Origin of the sequence: Pseudomonas sp. gcc21 (assembly GCF_012844345.1) — a bacterium.
Lineage (GTDB): Bacteria > Pseudomonadota > Gammaproteobacteria > Pseudomonadales > Pseudomonadaceae > Halopseudomonas.
In genome coordinates this window covers 1841701-1862060 of the sequence record NZ_CP051625.1, presented here as the reverse complement: position 1 = coordinate 1862060, position 20360 = coordinate 1841701, and the positions used below count along the sequence as shown (strand labels likewise).

Sequence of the window (20360 nt, the reverse complement as noted above, 5' to 3'; positions counted from 1 at the left end):
TGATCTGACGCAGCTTTGCAGTTAGACTTACCAACACGGCGCATGTCACAGACATGCGCCGTGTTGTCTTTTCTGTCTTCGCCGTTTTGAGCCCTTGCCCATGAATGATTCTGTCTATAGCGATACCGCTGAACTCGACCTGCAAACCACTGCGTTGAAGATCCCCCCTCATTCTATAGAGGCGGAACAGGCGGTGCTGGGCGGTGTAATGCTCGAGAACACTGCGTGGGAACGGATCTCGGAACTGGTCAGCGAGACTGATTTTTACCGACATGATCATCGCCTGATTTTCCGGGCCATGGTGCGGCTGGCTGCCCGTAACCAGCCATTCGACGTTGTGACCCTGGCGGAAGATCTGGACCGCGAAGGACTTGCGGATCAGGTTGGCGGCCTGGCTTATCTTGGCCAGTTGGCGAAAAACACGCCCTCGGCTGCCAACATCAGTGCCTATGCGCAGATCATTCGTGAGCGTGCGACGCTGAGGCAATTGATCAGCATCAGCTCGGAAATTGCCGATACGGCGTTCAATCCGAAGGGCATGCAAGCGGCTGAAGTGCTGGATGATGCTGAGCGTAAAATATTCGCCATCGCCGAAAGCCGGCCCAAGACCGGTGGTCCTGAGTCGGTGAATACGCTGCTGACAAAAGCGATTGATCGTATCGATACGCTTTTCAACAGCGATGGCGCCATCACCGGCCTGTCGACCGGCTTTACCGATCTGGACGAGATGACGTCTGGCCTGCAACCAGCGGACTTGATCATCGTGGCCGGACGACCCTCTATGGGTAAGACCACCTTCGCCATGAATTTGGTCGAAAATGCCGTCCTGCGCAGCGAGAAGGCGGTTCTGGTGTTCTCGTTGGAGATGCCGGGCGATTCGCTGATCATGCGTATGCTGTCCTCGTTGGGCCGGATCGACCAGACCAAGGTACGTTCCGGTCGGCTGGAGGACGAGGACTGGCCTCGGCTGACTTCCGCGGTGAACCTGTTGAATGACCGCAAGCTTTTCATTGATGACACGGCCGGACTGTCGCCCACCGAAATGCGGGCGCGGGCCCGGCGTGTGGTGCGCGAGCACGGTGATCTCGCATTGATCATGATCGATTACCTGCAGCTAATGCGGGTAGGCGGTACCGGCTCGGAAAACCGTACCAACGAAATCTCGGAAATCTCCCGCTCGTTGAAAGCGTTGGCGAAGGAGTTCAACGCGCCGGTCGTAGCCCTGTCCCAGCTCAACCGTTCGCTTGAGCAGCGTCCCAACAAACGTCCTATCAACTCGGATCTGCGTGAGTCCGGAGCGATCGAGCAGGACGCCGATGTCATCATGTTTGTCTACCGCGACGAGGTTTATCACCAGGATTCGCAGGACAAGGGCATAGCCGAAATCATTATCGGCAAACAACGTAACGGCCCGATTGGTACCTCACGCCTGGCGTTTTTAGGCAAGTTCACCCGATTTGAAAACCTGGCGCCCGGTTCCTATTCCGGCTACGGGGATATGGAGTAGATATGGCTCTCAGCATGCCGGCTGCCACGCCGCTTTTTGATTATCCGAAGTACTGGGCCGAGTGTTTTGGTCCGGCGCCCTTCCTGCCTATGAGTCGGGAGGAGATGGATCTGCTTGGCTGGGATAGCTGCGATGTCATCATCGTGACAGGTGACGCCTATGTCGATCATCCTTCGTTCGGCATGGCTATCATTGGCCGTCTGTTGGAGGCCCAGGGCTTTCGCGTGGGCATCATCAGCCAGCCTGACTGGCACAGCAAGAACGATTTCATGAGACTGGACAAGCCTAACCTGTTCTTTGGTGTGGCGGCGGGCAACATGGATTCAATGATCAACCGCTATACAGCGGACCGCAAAATCCGCTCGGATGACGCCTACACGGCGGGTGGCAAGGCGGGCAAGCGCCCGGACCGTGCCAGCGCGGTATACAGTCAGCGTTGCCGGGAAGCGTTCAAGGACGTGCCCATTGTGTTGGGCGGTATCGAGGCGTCGCTGCGGCGTATCGCCCATTACGATTATTGGCAGGACAAGGTCCGCCACTCTCTGCTGCTTGACTCCAAGGCCGATATATTGCTTTACGGCAACGCCGAACGTGCGATTGTCGAAGTGGCGCAGCGCATCAGTCGTGGAGAGAGTGTGCAGTCGATGACTGACATACGGGGCACTGCCTTTGTTCGCAAGGACACGCCTGCAGGGTGGTATGAGCTCGACTCGACCCGTGTAGATCGACCCGGAAGAATCGACAAGATCATCAATCCTTACGTCAATACGCAGGACAGTAGTGCCTGCGCCGTGGAGCAGGCGAAGGGACCTGAAGAGTTGGCGCCTGATGCGCAGGTTGTGCACCTGCTGCCGAACCCGGGAGTGCAACGTGACCGGACCGTGATCCGCTTGCCTTCATTCGAGAAGGTCAGGAACGATCCGGTGCTATACGCCCACGCGAACCGTGTGTTGCACCTGGAAACCAACCCGGGTAACGCACGTGCACTGGTTCAACGTGATGGCGAGAAGGACGTGTGGTTCAACCCGCCGCCGATCCCGCTGGATACCGAAGAGATGGACTATGTTTTCGATCTGCCGTATGCCCGTGTGCCTCACCCGGTCTACGGCGATGCGAAAATTCCTGCCTATGACATGATCAGATTCTCGGTAAACATCATGCGAGGGTGTTTTGGTGGCTGTACCTTCTGCTCCATCACCGAGCATGAGGGGCGGATCATTCAGAATCGCTCGCATGATTCGATTGTTCGTGAAATCGAGGAGATCCGGGACAAGGTGCCGGGTTTCACCGGGGTCATCTCGGACCTAGGCGGGCCCACCGCAAACATGTATCGGCTTGCCTGTAGAACGCCGGAAATCGAGGCGTCCTGCCGCAAGCCGTCGTGCGTCTTCCCCGGTGTGTGCAGCAACTTGCAGACGGATCATTCATCTCTGATCGGACTGTACCGCAAGGCGCGTGAGCTGCCTGGGATAAAGAAGGTATTGATTGCTTCCGGGCTGCGCTATGACCTTGCCGTATTGTCGCCCGAATACGTAAAAGAGCTGGTCACGCATCACGTAGGCGGCTACCTGAAAATTGCGCCCGAGCACACGGAAGAGGGCCCGCTTAATCAGATGATGAAGCCGGGAATCGGCTCCTATGACCGCTTCAAGCAGATGTTCGAAAAGTACACCAAGGAAGCAGGCAAGGAGCAGTATCTGATTCCGTATTTCATCGCGGCCCACCCGGGTACCACCGATGAAGACATGATGAATCTGGCGCTGTGGCTCAAGCGCAACGGATTTCGCGCCGATCAGGTCCAGGCCTTCTACCCATCGCCGATGGCGACTGCGACGGCCATGTATCACTCGGGCAAGAATCCGTTGCGCAAGATCAGTTATAAAAGTGAGGCGGTCACCATCGTCAAGGGAGAGCGGCAGCGTCGATTACACAAGGCATTTCTGCGTTATCACGACCCGAAGAACTGGCCTTTGTTACGCGATGCATTGACCGCAATGGGACGTACGGATCTGATTGGTAACAGCAAGCAGCATCTGATTCCGACCTATCAGCCCGCACTGGAAGGCTACCAGAGCGCTCGACGTAAAAACTCGACGCCACCAGGTAGCAAGAAAGCCGGTCGTATTCTGACGCAGCATACCGGATTGCCGCCACGCGACAACGGAAGCGCACGCAAAAGCGGAGGCGGAAAGATCAAGGGCAGGGGAGCCAGCCGGCCGGTCGGAAGATAACTATGACGACAATCGTAACTGCCTATTAGCGCAGCCCTTCGCCCCCGTTTAAGCTCTTTTCAAACGGAGGGCGATCCATGTCGACAGTCAACGTATTGCACCATTTGCTCGCTACTTTTGCCGCGGCGTCGTCTGGCATCGCGGTTGAAGTCTGAGCGGCTCCCAGCGCATCCCGCCTCAGGAAGAGCCTAGCTTCTGGCTGCCGCGCCGCGTTCACTGCGACGCTGGATCCAGAGGTCCAGTTGTTCCTTGAGTTCCGCCAGATTAACGGGTTTGGCCATATGGCCGCTCATACCTGCGCGCCGGGCTTTTTCCTGGTGTTCCGGGAGGATGTGAGCGGTCAGAGCGATGATGGGTACGCCGACACGGTTATTCTTCCGCTCCCATTCCCGGATCTGGCTGGTGGCCGCGTAGCCGTCCAGCTCGGGCATTTCGCAGTCCATCAGTACCAGATCGTAATCGCCTGTGCGTACCGCACTTACGGCGTCGCGACCATTGGGAACGGTATCGACTTCCATTTTGAGTTTGGACAGCATGCCCCGGATGACCTTGGTTGATACCACGTTGTCTTCGGCCACCAACACTCGGCTTTGGCTCTTCTGTTGCAGTTCGCCAGATGCCTCTGCGGATGCGGCGTCTCCCCGGCGTGCGTGTATCCATTCATCAATCAAGGTGGCCTTGAGCGTGTAACCGGCTACTGGTTTGGTCAGTGTACGGCGGATACCCGCGTTGCGCGCCGCAACGCGGCTGGGCGTCTGGTTGACACCGGTCAGCATGACGACGATGAGGTCTGTGTCGGTTGTGAATTCTCCGTGGACGCGGCTGGCAAGCTCCAGCCCCGTCATTCCGGGCATGGAGTGGTCCACAAGCAAGAAGTCATAGGGCATGCCCAGATTCGCCTGGGTGCGCAGCATGGCGAGCGCTTCCTTGCCGTTGGCGGCAGTCTGGGCCTGCATGCCCCAGGCTGCTGTCTGTTGTTGAATGACCTTGCGGCAGGTGGCGTTGTCGTCAACGATCAGCACAGAGCGGTCTGCCAGACACAGCCCCTCAGGATCGAGCTCGTTGGCCTGCGGTAGGACTTCGGCGGGGAAGGTAAGCCAGACGGTGGTGCCCTGGGCGGTAGAGTGGTGAACGCCGAGACGGCCGTTCATCATGGCTACCAGCTGTCTGGTAACTGCTAGCCCCAGATAACTGTTGTCAGTCTGTTCCAGCAGTCTGGCGGCACTGATGTCGTTATCCAGCAAGCTGTCGAGCGCCTCCTGAGGCATGCCGTTACCGGTGTCCAGCACGGCAATTCTCAATACGCTTCTTTCGTTCTCATCGGCTTCGCGCCCGACGACCAAAAGGATTTCTCCATGCGTGGTATGGCGCAGGGAGTTAGCCAGCAGGTTCATGAGTATCTGCCGCAGACGGGTGGGGTCACCCTCCATGGTGCGCGGTACATCCGGGTGCACGAAGCTCACCAGCTCGATACCCTGGCTCTCGGCACGGCTTCGAAGGATATCCAGGCAGTCATTGATCAACGAGTGGAGATCAAACTGGACTTTTTCGAGTGACAGCTGGCCTGACTCAAGCTGCGATATATCCAGAATTTCGTTGATGAGATTGAGCAGGTCCGTACCCGAGCCGTGAATCGTCTGGGCATAATCACGCTGTTTGGCCGACAGTGCCGTGTCCAGCAGCAGCTCAGTCATACCCAATACGCCATTCATGGGTGTCCGGATTTCGTGGCTGAGCCGCGCGAGCAGCTCTGCCTTGGTGCGACGTTCAGCCTGCTTCGAAGCGTCGATATTGCGACGATTGAGATGAGCCGCCACGACTTTCTGATAGCGCAGGTGCAAGCCCCACGCATAGCACACCAGGCTGCTCCATATGAGCAAGTCCGGCAGACTTTCGCTGAATAAATCCCAGGAGGCGAGGGGAACGACAAGCCAGCCGGTCAGGAGCAACAGGTGCCCTGCCAGCATCGGGCGGCTGATGCGCAGGCCCGAATAACGCAGATAAAGGCTGATGACCAATGCGGCCAGCGGCACGCCCGACTGAATAAGTCCCTGCAATAAACCAAATCTGATCGGATAGAAAACGGCGGCCAGCACCGCCAGACCGAAACCGGTCAAAAGGAGCCATAGAAGCGGCCGCTGGCGTATGCGAGTGACCTTGAACAGCATCATTGCGATAGCCGGATAGGCTGCCAGCGCGAGCAGGTCGCCGGCCCGCTCATGCATATCAGGCAGCCGGCTGATAAACCAGCTGATATTGGTCAGACAGCTCAGACCGAGCATCAGGCTGGCCAGTGCCAACCAGCGGTGCGGCCGGTGGCGTCCGATCCAGCCCTGCAGGAATCCGTGTAAGACCAGGGCCAGGAATAGCCCTGCGAGCAACCCCTGAAACGCTTGATATTGACCATGCCCGAGCACCGCCGTGCGGGGTGCTGTAAGCTTCAGATCGGTTTTGAGCGCGTGTTGATGTTGTAACCGAACGTACAGAACAGGTTCGGCAATGTCTGCAGTGGATAGCGGCAGCACAACTCCAGGATAGGGCATGGAGATCAGAGCTGTAGACGAGGGGCCAGCCGGATAGCTGAGCTTGACCGTTTCGCCTTCCAGCACAAAAACCTGCAGCTGATTGATTACCGGATTATCCAACTCCAGAAACAGCAGGGTCTCGCCGGGGATAGGTATCCGCACCCAGAGCGCTGCCTGGGCTCCTGGCAGCGTCAGAGTGCCTTCGTAGCCCGGAACGAAGCGGTTGGCGTATCGGTTGGAGAGGATGTCCTCGAGCTCCAGGCGCCCGCTGGTATCGACGAACAACCGATACTGGGAGTCAGGTACTTCTCCGACCACAGCGGGGGAAAGCACCAGTAAAAGGCTCAACAGACTGCCAAACAGAAGCCAACGGGCTCGCTTCACAACGTTCGTCCTATCCATGACTTTACAAGCGGTGATGACCGCGGTCGGTCAGTATAGCCCAGCGTAGAGCAGTTGCTTGCTGTTCTGCTATTCCTTCCGACCAGCTACAGTGGATGCCTATTGATCGACTGCGTAGCGTTTTTGCCGATCAGCTTTCCCGTGCGATCGCTCGATAGCCGATATCCTTGCGGTAGAAACAGCCGTCCCAGTCGACCCGTTTTGCCAGCGCGTAGGCATTGCGTTGAGCGGTGGCAATATCTTCGCCTAGCGCAGTTGCACAAAGAACACGGCCACCCTGAGTCACTACCTGCTCACCGTTCAGGACGGTTCCGGCGTGGAAGATCTTTCCATCGCTTTCTGGGGCCCCCTGTAGCCCTTTGATGACTGAACCTTTGGCGTAAGCGCCAGGGTAGCCACCAGCGGCTAATACAACGCCGAGACTGGGTCTGGGATCCCACCGGGCCTCGATCTGATCAAGCTCGCCGGAAAGTGCCGCTTCGATCAGCGCCACCAGGCTCGATTGCAGGCGCAGCATGATCGGTTGAGTTTCCGGGTCGCCGAAGCGGCAGTTGAATTCGATTACCTTTGGATTGCCTGCCTGGTCAATCATCAGGCCGGCATACAGGAAACCGGTATAGGTGTTGCCTTCAGCGGCCATGCCTTTGACGGTCGGCCAGATGACTTCATCCATGACGCGTTGATGAACGGTCTGGGTAACCACCGGTGCCGGGGAATAAGCGCCCATGCCCCCGGTGTTTGGTCCGGTATCGCCATCGCCGACGCGCTTGTGATCCTGGCTGGTTGCCATGGCCAGTACATGCTCACCGTCGACCATGACGATAAAGCTGGCTTCTTCGCCGTCGAGAAACTCTTCGATAACCACGCGTGACCCCGCGTCACCGAATGCATTCCCGGCCAGCATGTCGCGTACCGCCGCTTCAGCCTCTTCGAGTGTGGTGGCAACGATCACGCCCTTGCCGGCGGCCAGGCCGTCCGCCTTGATCACAATGGGCGCACCTTGCTGGCGAAGATAGGCAAGCGCCGGTTCGACTTCGGTGAAATTCCGGTAGCCAGCTGTTGGAATCTGGTGCCGAGCCAGAAAGTCCTTGGTGAAGGCTTTGGAGCCTTCAAGCTGGGCTGCGCCAGCGGTAGGGCCGAAGCATTTCAGGCCGCGTTCGCGGAACAGGTCAACTACCCCGGCCACCAGTGGCGCTTCCGGACCCACAATGGTCAGCGCTACGTTCGCCGCGGCAAAATCCGCCAGACGGTCGAGCTCCAGTACATCGATCGCAACGTTCTCGCATTTTGCTTCAGTGGCCGTTCCGGCATTGCCGGGTGCAACGAAGACCTTTTCGACCCGCTCATCCTGGGCCGCTTTCCACGCCAGTGCGTGCTCGCGCCCACCACTGCCAATGATCAAAATGTTCATCCAACACTCCTCAAAGAGTAATTCATTCAGGGTTTTAGCCCTGACGACCTCTCGGAAAGAGGTCGCGATCAAGCTGGTATATGCAAGGCGTCTGGGGCTTCGACAAGCGCAGTTGCCCGGTGGCAATGAACATTGGCGAAGTCACGGACAACGCAGCAGATGCCGGCTTCAGCGTGACCGTTATCTATTTTCAGTGTCTGAAGTGGCGCATACCGGTAAACACCATGGCAATGTCAGTCTCATCAGCTGCGGCGATAACTTCAGCGTCACGCATTGAACCGCCCGGCTGAATCACAGCACGGATGCCTGCCTTGGCGGCGTTGTCGATCCCATCGCGGAAGGGGAAGAAGGCATCAGAGGCCATTACCGCGCCTGCAACCTGCAAGCCGGCGTGTTCTGCCTTGATTGCAGCGATACGGGCAGAATTGACACGGCTCATCTGACCTGCGCCGACCCCGATCGTCTGTCGCTTGCTGGCGTAGACGATAGCGTTGGATTTGACGAACTTGGCGACTTTCCAGGCGAAGACCAGATCGTGGATCTCCTGTTCGGTCGGGGCGCGTTTGGTCACGATCTTGAGGTCTGCCTCGGTGATCATGCCGGTGTCGCGGCTTTGCACCAGCAGTCCACCGTTGACACGCTTGTAATCCCAATCGGCCAGCTGTTCCGCCGTCCACTCGCCACATTCGAGCAGGCGTACATTGGCTTTGGCGCTCACCACTTGACGGGCGGCGGCGCTGATGCGAGGCGCAATGATCACTTCGACAAACTGCCGCTCGACAATAGCCTTGGCCGTCTCGCCATCGAGCTCGCGGTTGAAGGCGATGATGCCGCCGAACGCCGATTCGCTGTCAGTCGCATAGGCCAGTTCATAGGCCTGACGGATGCCACCCTCGCCATCAGGCACCACAGCGACGCCGCAAGGGTTGGCATGCTTGACGATGACACAGGCTGGCTTGGTGAAGCTCTTTACGCACTCAAGCGCGGCATCGGTATCGGCCACGTTGTTGTAGGACAGCTCTTTACCCTGCAGCTGTACCGCGGTGGCAATGCTGGCATCGGCCGGCTGGGCTTCGCGATAGAAGGCCGCTGACTGATGCGGGTTCTCACCGTAGCGCATGTCCTGCACTTTCAGGAACTGGCTGTTGAAGGTGCGCGGGAAAGCGGTGCGGGCTTCCGTGCTCAGGGTGTCGCGCGTCTGATCAATGGTGCCGAGATAGTTGGCGATCATGCCGTCATAGGCCGCAGTATGCTCGAAAGCCTTGAGTGCCAGATCGAAACGCTGGGCATAGCTCAAGCCGCCGGCCTTGAGGGACTCGAGGATGCCAGCGTAGTCGCTGGCATTTACCACGATCGCGACATCCTTGTGGTTCTTGGCCGCGGAGCGAACCATGGTGGGTCCGCCAATATCGATGTTCTCGATGGCATCGGGTAGAGTGCAACCGGATTTGGCGACTGTAGCGGCAAAGGGATACAGGTTCACGGCCACCAGATCGATGGGCTGGATGCCATGCTGTTGCATGACATCGCCATCAACATCACGCCGCCCCAGAATGCCTCCGTGGATTTTCGGGTGCAGGGTCTTTACCCGGCCATCCATCATTTCCGGGAAACCCGTGTAATCGGCGACTTCTACCGCCTCGATACCTTGCTCGCGCAACAGCTTGAAGGTCCCGCCGGTGGACAGGATCTCGACGCCGAGGGCGCTGAGTTCGCGGGCAAATTCAACGATACCGGTCTTGTCCGACACGCTGATGAGCGCGCGACGTACCGGAAGGCGGGTAGTGTGGTCGGTCATTGTGGTTCCAGTCAGTTTTACAGGGGAATCAGTTCGAGCGGCGGATCGGCGGGAAATGTTCCCGGATGACCCGGTTTACAGCAATCCGTACTGTTTTAGCTTCTTGCGCAGGGTGCCGCGGTTCAGGCCGAGCACTTCGGAGGCGCGGGTCTGGTTGCCTTTCACGTATTCCATCACGCTTTCCAGCAAGGGTGCTTCGATTTCGGCGAGCACCATGTTGTAGACGTTGGTCACGTCCTGGCCATCCAAATGCTTGAAATAGTTCTGCAGGGCTTGCTCGACACTGTCACGCAGGGTCTTGTCTCGCTGCATTGCGTCTTCCGAGACATAATCCATGGAGGGGTCGGTGGTCTCGTTCACTGGAAGGGTTCCGTCGATCGGGGATGTGTTAATCAGGTTCATGCCGCCAGGTCTCCTTCCTGCAAGCGGTTGAAAAACGTTTGTATGCCTCGCCGTTGTTGAACGGCGCAATCAATCCGGTTGAACGTGCGACGGAATTCTTCCGCGCCAGGCATGGTCTGCAAATACCAGCCCACATGTTTGCGGGCAATGCGCACCCCCTGTTCGCTGCCGTAAAAGGCATGCAAACCGTCGAGGTGTTCAAGCATGATGTCTCGCTGCCAGCGCAGCTCCGGGGCTGGGAGGCAAGCGCCATGGCGCAGATAATAGTCAATCTCGCGGAAAATCCAAGGCCGGCCCTGTGCCGCCCGGCCGATCATCACCGCATCGGCGCCAGTATAGTCCAGAACCTGGCGCGCCTTGACGGGGGAGTCGATATCGCCGTTGGCGAATACCGGGATACTGATAGCCTGCTTGATAGCGGCAATGGTGTCGTATTCAGCCTCGCCCCGATACAGATCGGAGCGGGTGCGCCCGTGAACTGCCAGCGCACAAATGCCGCTCTGTTCGGCGATGCGTGCTATCTCCACGCCGTTGCGGTGATCAGGATGCCAGCCCGTACGAATTTTCAGGGTGACCGGAATGCTGACGGCACCCACAACCGCTTCAAGAATGTCGGCTACCAGCCGCTCGTCGCGCAGCAACGCCGAGCCAGCCGCCTTGTTGCAGACCTTCTTGGCCGGACAACCCATGTTGATATCGAGAATCTGCGCGCCCATCTGTTCATTCTGGCGCGCGGCATCGGCCATCATCTCAGGGTCGCCGCCTGCGATCTGAACCGAGCGGGGTTCGGCTTCACCTGCATGATCCAGACGCTGTCTGGACTTGCGGCTGTTCCACAGGCGGGTATCGCTGGTTACCATTTCGGACACTACCAAGCCCGCGCCCAGCCGCCGGCAAAGCTGGCGGAACGGGCGATCGGTAACACCTGCCATGGGGGCAAGAATTACGCGATTGGCTAATTGGTAAGGTCCGATACTGATCACTGCTGATCCATCCCTGTTTTGTCCAGTGGTTCGAGGCACGCCCTGAAGTCGCCGTTACGTCTCAGGACCGCCGGGCAGGGTTAGAAGCATGAAAGGGCGCTAATCATACCCGCTCTGGATGACCTTATAAAGACTGCGCTGGTTGATTTTCGAGCAGTTTGCTCCGGGCGCACCGGGTAGGGGCGCGCTCGGCTTCAGCTTTCAAGGGGTTACGAATCCGAGTGTGTAGCTGACCGCATCGTCGCCCGGGTCAAGCATGTTGAGCGCAACGTGGATGGGCGTCTGGGGTGGCATCAGTCGGGCACCAGCCAGTTCGCCAGAGAGGTATTCCTCAGGACGGAAGCGACGTGCGGCCACTTCGTGTCCATGTGTATCGGTGAAGTTCATCCGTAATACCGGGAAGGGCTGCGCAAAATCTGCGCGGTTATAGAGAATGACATCGACAGCCAACGCGTTAGGGAATTCGGGATGCGGACGTACCATCAGATTGCTGCTGCGTAACATGCTCACATCTACCCGGGCCGGCAGTTCACACCCGGCCAGCAGACACACCGTCTCCAGCATCGGGCGAGTGCGCTCATTGTGCGCAAGCTCGTCCAGGTTGTAGAAAACGAACTGAGCAACCAGCGCAATCAGGGCCAGGCCGCTAAGGGTTGTCCAGAGTGCAGTGTGTTTACGTCGGCGTGCAGGTCGCGGCCGTTCGGCCAGCAGAATGGGCTCGTCATGAATGTCCGGAATATCGAGTTCGCCCAGTTCTGGCTCGGGCTCAGCGGCTGCGGCTTTGCGATCAATCGGTTCAACCCGGGCCGGGGGCGCTTCAATGGGCGGATCCTCGGGTTCGTCGTCAAGCTCATGCCAGGCGAGTTTAGGGGTGATGTACTCGGGACGGTCGCGCATGAAGATGCTGGGTTCAGTCTCTTCATCTGTTACCGGGCGCAGGGGAGCCTCCGGCCTGGTGGCTTCCAGTGAAGGCGCAACCCACTCATCAAGGTCATCCAGCTCGGCTTCCGGTTGTGATACCGGTTCGCTAGCTGGACTGTCGACGATGTCCTCATGCAGATCGAAATAGGGATCGGCTGGAAACGATTCGTCGTTCTTGTCCGCCACCGGCTCCTGATCCAGGGCGGGTTCATCCTGTGGGCGGCCGTAGCGCGGCTTGTCGTCCTTTTCGTCCGTAGAGTTGTCACGGCGGCGGGGTGGCTGGCTCGATTCCTTACTGGTTACCACTGAAACCGGCACGACTTCCTCAAGAGGGATGTCGACGATGTGCGGAGGGTTGACCTCATCGATCAAGGATTCATCAAGCCCCAGCGCTTCAAGATCCAGCTCATCGAGATCAAGGTCATCATGAATGAGAAAATCATCCGGATCGCTGCGCCGGGGCGCGGAGTCAGCAGGTTTTTCCGCCGCGGCGGCAGGCTCTTCGCCAAACGCTTGCTGCTGTTGTTCGGCCGCCACCGCTAATGCGTTGTATACCTTCAAGCATGCACCGCAGCGGACATTCCCTGCCGCCGCGCTCAGCTGTTCTTCAGACAGACGAAAGCGGGTCTGACAATTAGGACATTGTGTGACCAGCGTTGCGCTCATTTACCTGTGATCCCTTTCTCGGCCTTTTCGCGTTTTTCTTGCCGGCAGTGAGCTGGCAGACAACAACTGGCCTATTGTGCCTCTATGCTGTCGACCCTGTCACGACCGGCGCATGCCACTAACGCGGATCCACCCGTCACGCTCCGCAACAGGGGCAAGTATGAAGGTATCCCGATAGGCGGCAATGATATCGTCGGCTTGCTCGGCCAGGATGCCGGACAATGCAATCAGGCCGCCCGGCTTCACCAGGCTGGAAAGCTGCGGCGCCAGGCTTACCAGGGGGCCGGCCAGTATGTTCGCGACGACGATTTCGGCAGGTTCGGCCGGTAAATCTTCTGGCATAAACAGATCCAGCGACGCTTCAGGTATGCCATTGCGTTGCGCGTTGTCGCGTGACGCTTCCAGCGCCTGGGTGTCGATATCCGTGCCGATGGCGTGATCGGCCCCCAGCAATAACGCGGCAATGGCAAGGATGCCGGAGCCACAACCGAAATCGATTACTCGCTTGCCTTTAACTGCTGTGCCGTCGAGCCATTCAAGGCAAAGCGCGGTGGTGGGGTGTGTGCCGGTGCCAAACGCCAGACCAGGGTCTAGCAGCAGGTTGACGGCATCGGGCTCCGGTGCATCGTGCCAGCTGGGCACTATCCATAAGCGCTCGCCAAAACGCATGGGTTGAAAGTTATCCATCCAGCTGCGTTCCCAGTCCTGATCGGCTATTTCCTCGAATTCATAGTGAGGTAGCGGCGACGTCCAGCGTGTCTGCAATGTGTCGATCAGTACCTGCTGGTCAGTTCCGGCTTCGAATAATGCCAACAGGTGGGTGTTGGACCACAGCGGCGTCGTGCCCAGGTCAGGCTCGAAAATGGGTTGGTCTTCGGCATCCATGAATGTAACCGACACCGCGTCCAGAGCGAGCAGGGCGTCTTCGAGCGTTTCAGCCTGCTCAGGCTTGATGGCGAGGCGCAATTGTAACCAGGGCATGGGGGCTCCTTCGGAAAGCTTCAAGCGGCAAGCTACAAGCCTAAAGCCATAAGAAAAAACGGGGAACGTTAAACGCTCCCCGAGGCGGGTCGTACTTGCAGCTTGCAGCTTGCAGCTTGCAGCTGTGGTCAGCTGATACCCAGTTTATGCTCGAGGTAGTGAATATTCACGCCCCCCTTGCAGAACTCGGGATCGCGCACCAGCTCGCGGTGCAGCGGGGTGTTGGTCTTGATACCGTCAACCACCAGCTCATCGAGGGCATTGCGCATGCGGGCCAGGGCTTCGTCCCGGGTCGCACCGTGGGTAATCAGCTTGCCGACCAATGAATCGTAGTTCGGCGGAACCTTGTAACCGCTGTACAGGTGCGAGTCGACGCGGACACCGTTGCCACCCGGTGCGTGGAAGAACGTTACCGTGCCCGGGGAGGGCATGAAAGTCTTCGGGTCCTCGGCATTGATCCGGCATTCGATCGAGTGGCCACGAATAACCACGTCATCCTGGGTAATACTCAGTGGCTCGCCAGAGGCGACCAGAATCTGTTCCTTGACGATATCAATGCCGGTGACCATTTCGGAGATAGGATGTTCCACCTGAATCCGCGTGTTCATCTCAATGAAGAAGAACTCGCCGTTCTCGTAAAGGAACTCAAAGGTGCCGGCGCCGCGGTAACCCAGATCTATACACGCCTGTACACAGCGAGCCTGTACCTCGGCCCGGGCTTTCTCGTCGATGCCCGGAGCGGGTGCTTCCTCGATGATTTTCTGGTGACGGCGCTGCAATGAGCAGTCCCTGTCGCCCAGGTGCACTGCATGACCCTGGCCGTCGGAAATAACCTGAACCTCAACGTGTCGCGGGTTGGTCAGGAATTTTTCCATGTAGACCATAGGGTTGCCGAACGCTGCCCCGGCTTCACTGCGGGTCATGCCGATCGACTTGATCAGCTCGGATTCCTCATGCACGACGCGCATTCCGCGCCCGCCGCCGCCACCGGCGGCCTTGATGATTACCGGATACCCGACGCGACGCCCGATCGCCAGGCACTCTTGCTCGTCTTCCGGCAATGGTCCATCGGAGCCGGGCACGGTGGGTACTCCGGTTTTCTTCATCGCGGCGATTGCTGACACCTTATCGCCCATCAGGCGAATCACCTCGGCGCTTGGGCCGATGAAGGTGAAGCCGGAACGCTCGATCTGTTCAGCAAAATCAGCGTTTTCGGCAAGAAAGCCGTAACCCGGATGAATGCCGTCGGCTCCGGTGACTTCTGCGGCGCTGATGATGGCCGGAATACTCAGATATGAGTCGGTGGCGACGGCGGGGCCGATGCATACGGACTCGTCAGCCAGCGCCAGATGCATGAGTTCACGGTCAGCCGTGGAGTGCACGGCTACGGTCTTCAACCCCAGTTCCTTGCAGGCGCGTATCACGCGCAACGCAATTTCACCACGGTTGGCTATCAGTACTTTTTGCATCGCAGCCTCCGGGCCGGGCTCAGGCGATGCTGAACAGGGGTTGGTCGAATTCCACCGGCTGGCCGTTGTCCGCCAGGATGGCCTGAATCACACCGCTCTTGTCGGCTTCGATGTGGTTCATCATTTTCATGGCCTCGACGATACAGAGGACATCGCCGGCCTTGACCGATTGACCGACCTCGGCGAACGCCGGAGAGCTCGGATTTGGCGAGCGGTAGAAAGTGCCGACCATGGGAGAACGCACCAGGTGGCCTGCGGGTTCGGCGGGGGTAACATCTACCGGCGCGGCAGGCGCAGCCGGAGCGGCTGCTGGAGCGGCAGGTGCCGGAGCCGGCGGGGCTGAGAAATAATGCTGCGGGCCAGCCGCTTGCTTGCTGTGGCGGCTGATGCGGACGGATTCTTCTCCCTCGTGAATTTCTAGCTCGTCAATGCCGGATTCTTCAAGGAGTTCGATGAGTTTCTTAACTTTGCGTATATCCATTGATACGTGCGCTCCAGAGCAGATTAGTCGCGTTCAGATTGTTCGATTCGGTGTACAGCCGCTTGCAATGCCAGTTCGTAGCCTTTGGCTCCCAGCCCGCATATAACGCCTTCGGCGATATCAGACAGGTAGGAATGGCGGCGAAAGGGTTCGCGTTTGTACACATTGGATAAGTGAACTTCGATGAATGGGATGCTCACAGCCAGCAACGCGTCACGTATTGCGACGCTTGTGTGAGTAAAAGCTGCGGGATTGATCAGTATGAAATCAATTGCTTCGTCGCGTGCAGCATGGATACGTTCGATCAGCTCGTGCTCTGCATTGCTCTGCAGGCTCAGCAGATGATGACCTGCGGCGGTGGCTAGCTCGCGAAGGTGCTGGTTGATCTGTTCCAGCGTGGTAGCCCCGTAAACGCCTGGTTCGCGGGTGCCAAGGAGATTCAGATTGGGTCCATGCAGAACGAGAATGCTGGCCATGTTATTTCCACAGTAACTTTATTGTTTGACCGGACAATGGAGCTGACCGGGCGGTCAATAGCAGACCGGAATTTTGCAGCAATGCGATCGTGCTGTCCAGAATACCGAAGGTTAACATCAGATGCCCGCATGATGTCAGCGTTAACGCCGAAAATTAACGGGAGGCAGTGCTGACGCGCTGTAGAAACTCTTCCTGGGTGACCTCACCCTGTATGCGAGCGGCCGAAACCTGCTGTCCCTGCGCATCGAGAAACACGAACGCGGGGGGACCGAACAGCGACTGAGCGGACAACCAGGCACGCTGATCCGCGGTGTTATCGGTCAAATCGAATTTTATCCGTGCGAAGCCGTCCAGGGCGCTGCGCACCTGCGGGTCGCTGAGCACCTCGCGTTCAAATACTTTGCAGCTGATGCACCAGTCGGCGTAGACCTCGACAACCGCTGGCTGGCCGCTAGTGCGCGCGTTGTTCAGCTGGCGTTGCAGGTCAGCCTGGTCTGTAACTCGCGTAAAGTATTCGCCTGATTCGGCCACAGCTCTCTGTGAAATACCCGTGAATGGCTGCAGCGGACGCAGCGGGTCAGATCCCCCAGCCAGCGCGCCAACCAGCGCAGCGGCCGAATAGAACGCGGCGAGCAGCGCAAGGGTCTGGCCAGTACGGCCGATGCCGTTGCGCGGCGTGCGGTCGAACAGGCCGAGTTGCACGGCGATACCAGCCGTCAGGGCGGCCCACAGCGTCAGGCTGACAGGACCCGGAAGGATACGCTCTAGCAGCCACACGGCCACGCCGAGCAAGCCAAAGCCGAAGAGCTGCTTGACGCTATTAAGCCATTCGCCGGAACGGGGCAGCAGTGCGCTGCCAAACAGAGCGACGAGCAATAGAGGCAGCCCCATGCCTAGCGCGAGGGCGAACAGGCTCGCAGCTCCACCCACTGCATCCCCTGTGGCGCTGATATAGACCAAAGCGCCAGCCAGTGGTGCAGAAATGCAGGGGGACACCACCAGCGTGGAAAGCACCCCCATCACGGCTGCCCCGGGTATTGAGCCGCCCCGTGTCCGGCTACCCAGGCGCTCCAGGGGCTCGCGAATGCGTGCCGGAAGGCGCAGCTCGAACAGACCAAACATGGCCAGGGCGAAAATGACAAAAAAGGCTGCAAACAGACCTAGTACCCAGGGCGACTGGAGTCGCGCCTGGATATTCAGCGCAGCGCCAAACACACCAATCAGCGCGCCAACCAGAGCAAAGCTGATCGCCATGCCAAGCACATAACTCAACGCCAGAACGAAGGCGCGCGTGCGGTCTATGTCTTTGCGTCCCAGCACCAGGCTGGACAGGATCGGCAGCATGGGCAGCACGCAGGGAGTGAAAGTCAGCCCCAGGCCTGCAATGAAGAACAGCAGCAAGGCCAGTTCGAAGCGGCCGCCGGTCAACAGATCCTGCATGCCGCCTGGTCCGCTAGCGGCGCTGTTGGTTGCGGAGACAGCGCTGGTGTCTGCGCTGGCCTCGTTGTACAGCTCCAGCAGTACCGTTTCCGGTGGGTAGCACAGGCCGGCGTCCGCGCAGCCCTGGAAGCCGACCCTCAGCTGACGGTCGACTTCACTGCCGGGGCTTAGCTCAAGCAGTACTTCGAGTCTGTCGTAATACACCTCAACGTCGCCGAAATACTCGTCGGTCTTGGGTTCACCGTCCGGCAGCACCACTTCAGAAATGCTGCCGTCACCGCCTTGCAGTGCGAACTCGAGGCGGTGACGGTACAGATAGTATTCAGGCGCGATATCGAACTGCACTCGCACTTGTGTATCTGTGGTTTCGATTACGCCTGGCCGAAAGGCTTCATGCACCGGCAGAAAGTCCGCCTGCCCACTGCTGCCGTCCAGAAGCCCGCCGAGCCCCTGGCTGGGCGAAGACGCGAACTGGCCCTGCGCGGTGGTAGCGGCTAACAGGCAAATCAAAAGCAACAGGCGACGCAACAACATGAGTAATCCGAAGTGAAGAGCGAGCCGACATCATAATGCCTGGGGGGCCACTTGCCGAGTGACAATAGGCCTCAGGGAGCAGCAGCTCGCACCTTGAAACACTACTGTCGTCTGAACTATAGGGCGGTCAATGTTCAAAGCTGAATCCGCACGCCAGCGCCATGTGTAATGGCATGACCGGTGATATGCTGAACGCAATCCACAGACAGGAGCAGGAAATGACATTCGGGAACAGGGCATCCGGCTATTCGACCGGGGGTTACAGGTCAAAATTCGGAACCGCGGTCGCTTATGGCAGAGGCACGCTTGGCAAATTGGTTGTCGGATTGCTGGCTGCGCTGTTACTGATTCTGCTGATTATCGGCTGGTACTGGAGTCGGGAGCCCGGCCTGGAGCCGCTGGTGCCACCGCCCTCGGCAGAGGCGCCGCAGGTTATTGGCAGTACCACTGCTCGCACTGTGAACGGCTTGATGTACACGTTGCTCAACAAGCCCGGGGGCTTTCTGACTAACGACATCATGCCGCCTGGGGTTTGGCTGGATAACATGCCGAGCTGGGAGTTTGGCGTGCTGGTCCAGGTGCGTGACATGACCCGCGCGCTGCGTCGGGATATGGCCCGGTCACAGTCGCAGTCCGCGGAAGATCCGAGCCTGGCGCTCGCCGAACCGCGTTTCAACTTCGACAACAATAGTTGGGCGCTGCCGGCCAGTGAAAGTGAGTACCAGCGCGGGATGGATGCTCTGTCTGACTACATTATCCGGCTTGAACGGGGCGACGCCGAGTTTTATGCCCGCGCTGACAGTCTTGCCAGTTGGGTAGGTGACGTCAGCACGCGGCTTGGGTCATTGTCCCAGCGGCTATCCGCCAGTGTGGGGCGCGCCGAGGTGACCGATGAGGGGCGCACCTACAAGCGTACGCGGTGGCTCCGGATTGACAACGTATTCTACGAAGCGCGCGGCTCAGCCTGGGCGCTGGTGCATTTGCTGCAAGCCGTGGAGCGGGATTATGCCGAGGTGCTGGCGCGCAAGAATGCGCTGGTCAGCCTGAGGCAGATCATCCGTGAACTGGAGGCTACACAGCGTCCCATGCGCAGCCCGATGGTGCTGAATGGCAGTGGTTTTGGTATGACAGCAAACCATTCTCTAGTCATGGCCAACTATCTGTCCCGGGCCAATGCGGCGATGATTGATCTGCGTCGCCTGCTTGAACAGGGGTAAAAGTGGATCGACAAGCGATTAAAGCCTATCTGGCCGCCTCTGAAGCTGAACAGGTCTATAGCGTTGATAGCAAAGACCGGCTGCTCGGCGTGGTGCCGCGGCATCAGGTGCAGCGCGAACGGCTGATCACCCGTTGCACCTATGTATTTGTTTTCAATACCCGCGGTGAGCTGTGCATGCATCGCCGGACGCTGCACAAGCGACTCTATCCGGGTTACTGGGATGTCGCGGCAGGCGGCGTGGTCAGTGCCGGTGAAAGTTATCGGGACGGCGCGGCGCGGGAGCTCAAGGAAGAGCTGGGTGTATCGGGCATTCCGCTGCGCGAGCATTTTTGTTTTCATTACAACGCGCGGGAAAGCCGACTCTGGGGCGCTGTGTTCAGTTGTGTGTGGGACGGTCCGGTACATATGCAGCCGGAGGAGGTCATGGCGTTTCGCTGGGTAGATCCGCGCACGCCCTGGCGACAACCCGCTGAGTGGTACTCCCCGGATTCGCTGCTGGCGCTGGAACTGTTGTTATCGAGATATATCCGGAACAATCTGCATGAGCAATAAACAAAAAGGGCTCCAGGCCTTGAGCTGTCTGGTGTATTCAACAGAAGCCGGGCGCATGTGTCCCGAGTGTCGGCAACCGCGTGACGCCTGCGTGTGCGGCGCACCGGCCGTGCCCGAAGGCGATGGCGTTGTCCGGGTTCGTCGGGAAACCAAGGGGCGCGGCGGCAAGACAGTCACCACCATCAGCGGTTTGCCGCTGTTTCCTGACGACCTCAAGGCACTGGCCAAGCGCATGAAAACGCGTTGCGGTTGTGGTGGCGGCATCAAGGACGGTGTCATCGAGATTCAGGGTGACCAGGCTGAGCTGCTTTGTCAGTGGCTGATCGAGCAGGGCTTCAAGGCCAAACGCGCGGGCGGCTAG

The 20360-nt window shown here is 58.8% G+C and carries 16 protein-coding genes; 5 read left to right on the top strand and 11 right to left on the bottom strand.

Annotated elements, in window-relative coordinates; genetic code table 11:
• Nucleotides 1-100: 100 nt before the first annotated feature.
• Complete coding sequence (gene dnaB / locus HG264_RS08625; RefSeq protein WP_169407277.1) at nt 101-1507, top strand: replicative DNA helicase; 1407 nt, start codon at nt 101-103, stop codon at nt 1505-1507.
• A 14-nt stretch (nt 1508-1521) separates the two neighbouring features.
• The gene (locus tag HG264_RS08620) at nt 1522-3738 is read left to right on the top strand and encodes a YgiQ family radical SAM protein (protein ID WP_169409070.1); all 2217 of its coding nucleotides are present in this window, start codon (nt 1522-1524) and stop codon (nt 3736-3738) included.
• 188 nt (nt 3739-3926) lie between these two features.
• Here HG264_RS08620 and HG264_RS08615 read toward each other — a convergent pair whose 3' ends face one another.
• The 11 genes from HG264_RS08615 to HG264_RS08565 all read right to left on the bottom strand — a co-directional run bounded on the left by HG264_RS08615 (nt 3927) and on the right by HG264_RS08565 (nt 18228).
• On the bottom strand, nt 3927-6647 hold the full coding sequence (locus tag HG264_RS08615) for a response regulator (RefSeq protein WP_169407276.1): 2721 nt from the start codon (nt 6645-6647) through the stop codon (nt 3927-3929).
• Nucleotides 6648-6795: 148 nt separating this feature from the next.
• Nucleotides 6796-8076 (bottom strand): phosphoribosylamine--glycine ligase, encoded by a 1281-nt coding sequence (purD, locus tag HG264_RS08610; protein ID WP_169407275.1) that lies wholly within the window; start codon nt 8074-8076, stop codon nt 6796-6798.
• Nucleotides 8077-8266: 190 nt separating this feature from the next.
• Nucleotides 8267-9874, bottom strand: a complete 1608-nt coding sequence (purH, locus tag HG264_RS08605) for a bifunctional phosphoribosylaminoimidazolecarboxamide formyltransferase/IMP cyclohydrolase (protein WP_169407274.1) — start codon at nt 9872-9874, stop codon at nt 8267-8269.
• 75 nt (nt 9875-9949) lie between these two features.
• A complete protein-coding gene (gene fis / locus HG264_RS08600; RefSeq protein ID WP_150299755.1) occupies nt 9950-10210 on the bottom strand; it encodes a DNA-binding transcriptional regulator Fis in 261 nt (86 codons plus the stop codon).
• A 62-nt stretch (nt 10211-10272) separates the two neighbouring features.
• On the bottom strand, nt 10273-11259 hold the full coding sequence (gene dusB, locus HG264_RS08595; protein ID WP_372240212.1) for a tRNA dihydrouridine synthase DusB: 987 nt from the start codon (nt 11257-11259) through the stop codon (nt 10273-10275).
• 201 nt (nt 11260-11460) lie between these two features.
• The gene (locus HG264_RS08590) at nt 11461-12846 is read right to left on the bottom strand and encodes a DUF3426 domain-containing protein (RefSeq protein WP_169407273.1); all 1386 of its coding nucleotides are present in this window, start codon (nt 12844-12846) and stop codon (nt 11461-11463) included.
• 99 nt (nt 12847-12945) lie between these two features.
• Complete coding sequence (prmA, locus tag HG264_RS08585) at nt 12946-13827, bottom strand: 50S ribosomal protein L11 methyltransferase (RefSeq protein WP_169407272.1); 882 nt, start codon at nt 13825-13827, stop codon at nt 12946-12948.
• 128 nt (nt 13828-13955) lie between these two features.
• Nucleotides 13956-15296, bottom strand: a complete 1341-nt coding sequence (gene accC, locus HG264_RS08580) for an acetyl-CoA carboxylase biotin carboxylase subunit (RefSeq protein ID WP_169407271.1) — start codon at nt 15294-15296, stop codon at nt 13956-13958.
• A 19-nt stretch (nt 15297-15315) separates the two neighbouring features.
• Entirely contained in the window at nt 15316-15777 is a 462-nt protein-coding gene (gene accB / locus HG264_RS08575) for an acetyl-CoA carboxylase biotin carboxyl carrier protein (RefSeq protein WP_169407270.1), read from the bottom strand.
• Nucleotides 15778-15800: 23 nt separating this feature from the next.
• Nucleotides 15801-16253 (bottom strand): type II 3-dehydroquinate dehydratase, encoded by a 453-nt coding sequence (aroQ, locus tag HG264_RS08570; RefSeq protein ID WP_169407269.1) that lies wholly within the window; start codon nt 16251-16253, stop codon nt 15801-15803.
• Nucleotides 16254-16407: 154 nt separating this feature from the next.
• Nucleotides 16408-18228, bottom strand: a complete 1821-nt coding sequence (locus HG264_RS08565; RefSeq protein WP_256663825.1) for a protein-disulfide reductase DsbD — start codon at nt 18226-18228, stop codon at nt 16408-16410.
• 218 nt (nt 18229-18446) lie between these two features.
• Here HG264_RS08565 and HG264_RS08560 point away from each other — a divergent pair, with 218 nt between their 5' ends.
• From HG264_RS08560 to HG264_RS08550, 3 genes are read left to right on the top strand one after another with little or no spacing between them, the layout of a single operon-like run.
• Nucleotides 18447-19445 (top strand): DUF2333 family protein, encoded by a 999-nt coding sequence (locus HG264_RS08560; RefSeq protein WP_169407268.1) that lies wholly within the window; start codon nt 18447-18449, stop codon nt 19443-19445.
• 2 nt (nt 19446-19447) lie between these two features.
• Nucleotides 19448-19999, top strand: coding sequence for an NUDIX hydrolase (locus HG264_RS08555; protein WP_169407267.1), 552 nt, complete (start codon nt 19448-19450; stop codon nt 19997-19999).
• Nucleotides 19989-20360 carry a translation initiation factor Sui1 gene (locus tag HG264_RS08550; RefSeq protein ID WP_169407266.1) on the top strand — a complete coding sequence of 124 codons (372 nt, stop codon included), beginning with the start codon at nt 19989-19991 and terminating at the stop codon, nt 20358-20360. The genes HG264_RS08555 and HG264_RS08550 overlap by 11 nt, the downstream gene beginning before the upstream one ends.

Coding starts and splice junctions, on each gene's coding strand:
- dnaB (WP_169407277.1), top strand. CDS start 101: ATGAATGATTCTGTCTATAGCGATACCGCTGAACTCGACCTGCAAACC.
- HG264_RS08620 (WP_169409070.1), top strand. CDS start 1,522: ATGCCGGCTGCCACGCCGCTTTTTGATTATCCGAAGTACTGGGCCGAG.
- purD (WP_169407275.1), bottom strand. CDS start 8,076: ATGAACATTTTGATCATTGGCAGTGGTGGGCGCGAGCACGCACTGGCG.
- purH (WP_169407274.1), bottom strand. CDS start 9,874: ATGACCGACCACACTACCCGCCTTCCGGTACGTCGCGCGCTCATCAGC.
- fis (WP_150299755.1), bottom strand. CDS start 10,210: ATGGATTATGTCTCGGAAGACGCAATGCAGCGAGACAAGACCCTGCGT.
- HG264_RS08590 (WP_169407273.1), bottom strand. CDS start 12,846: ATGAGCGCAACGCTGGTCACACAATGTCCTAATTGTCAGACCCGCTTT.
- prmA (WP_169407272.1), bottom strand. CDS start 13,827: ATGCCCTGGTTACAATTGCGCCTCGCCATCAAGCCTGAGCAGGCTGAA.
- accC (WP_169407271.1), bottom strand. CDS start 15,296: ATGCAAAAAGTACTGATAGCCAACCGTGGTGAAATTGCGTTGCGCGTG.
- accB (WP_169407270.1), bottom strand. CDS start 15,777: ATGGATATACGCAAAGTTAAGAAACTCATCGAACTCCTTGAAGAATCC.
- aroQ (WP_169407269.1), bottom strand. CDS start 16,253: ATGGCCAGCATTCTCGTTCTGCATGGACCCAATCTGAATCTCCTTGGC.
- HG264_RS08565 (WP_256663825.1), bottom strand. CDS start 18,228: ATGTTGTTGCGTCGCCTGTTGCTTTTGATTTGCCTGTTAGCCGCTACC.
- HG264_RS08560 (WP_169407268.1), top strand. CDS start 18,447: ATGACATTCGGGAACAGGGCATCCGGCTATTCGACCGGGGGTTACAGG.
- HG264_RS08550 (WP_169407266.1), top strand. CDS start 19,989: ATGAGCAATAAACAAAAAGGGCTCCAGGCCTTGAGCTGTCTGGTGTAT.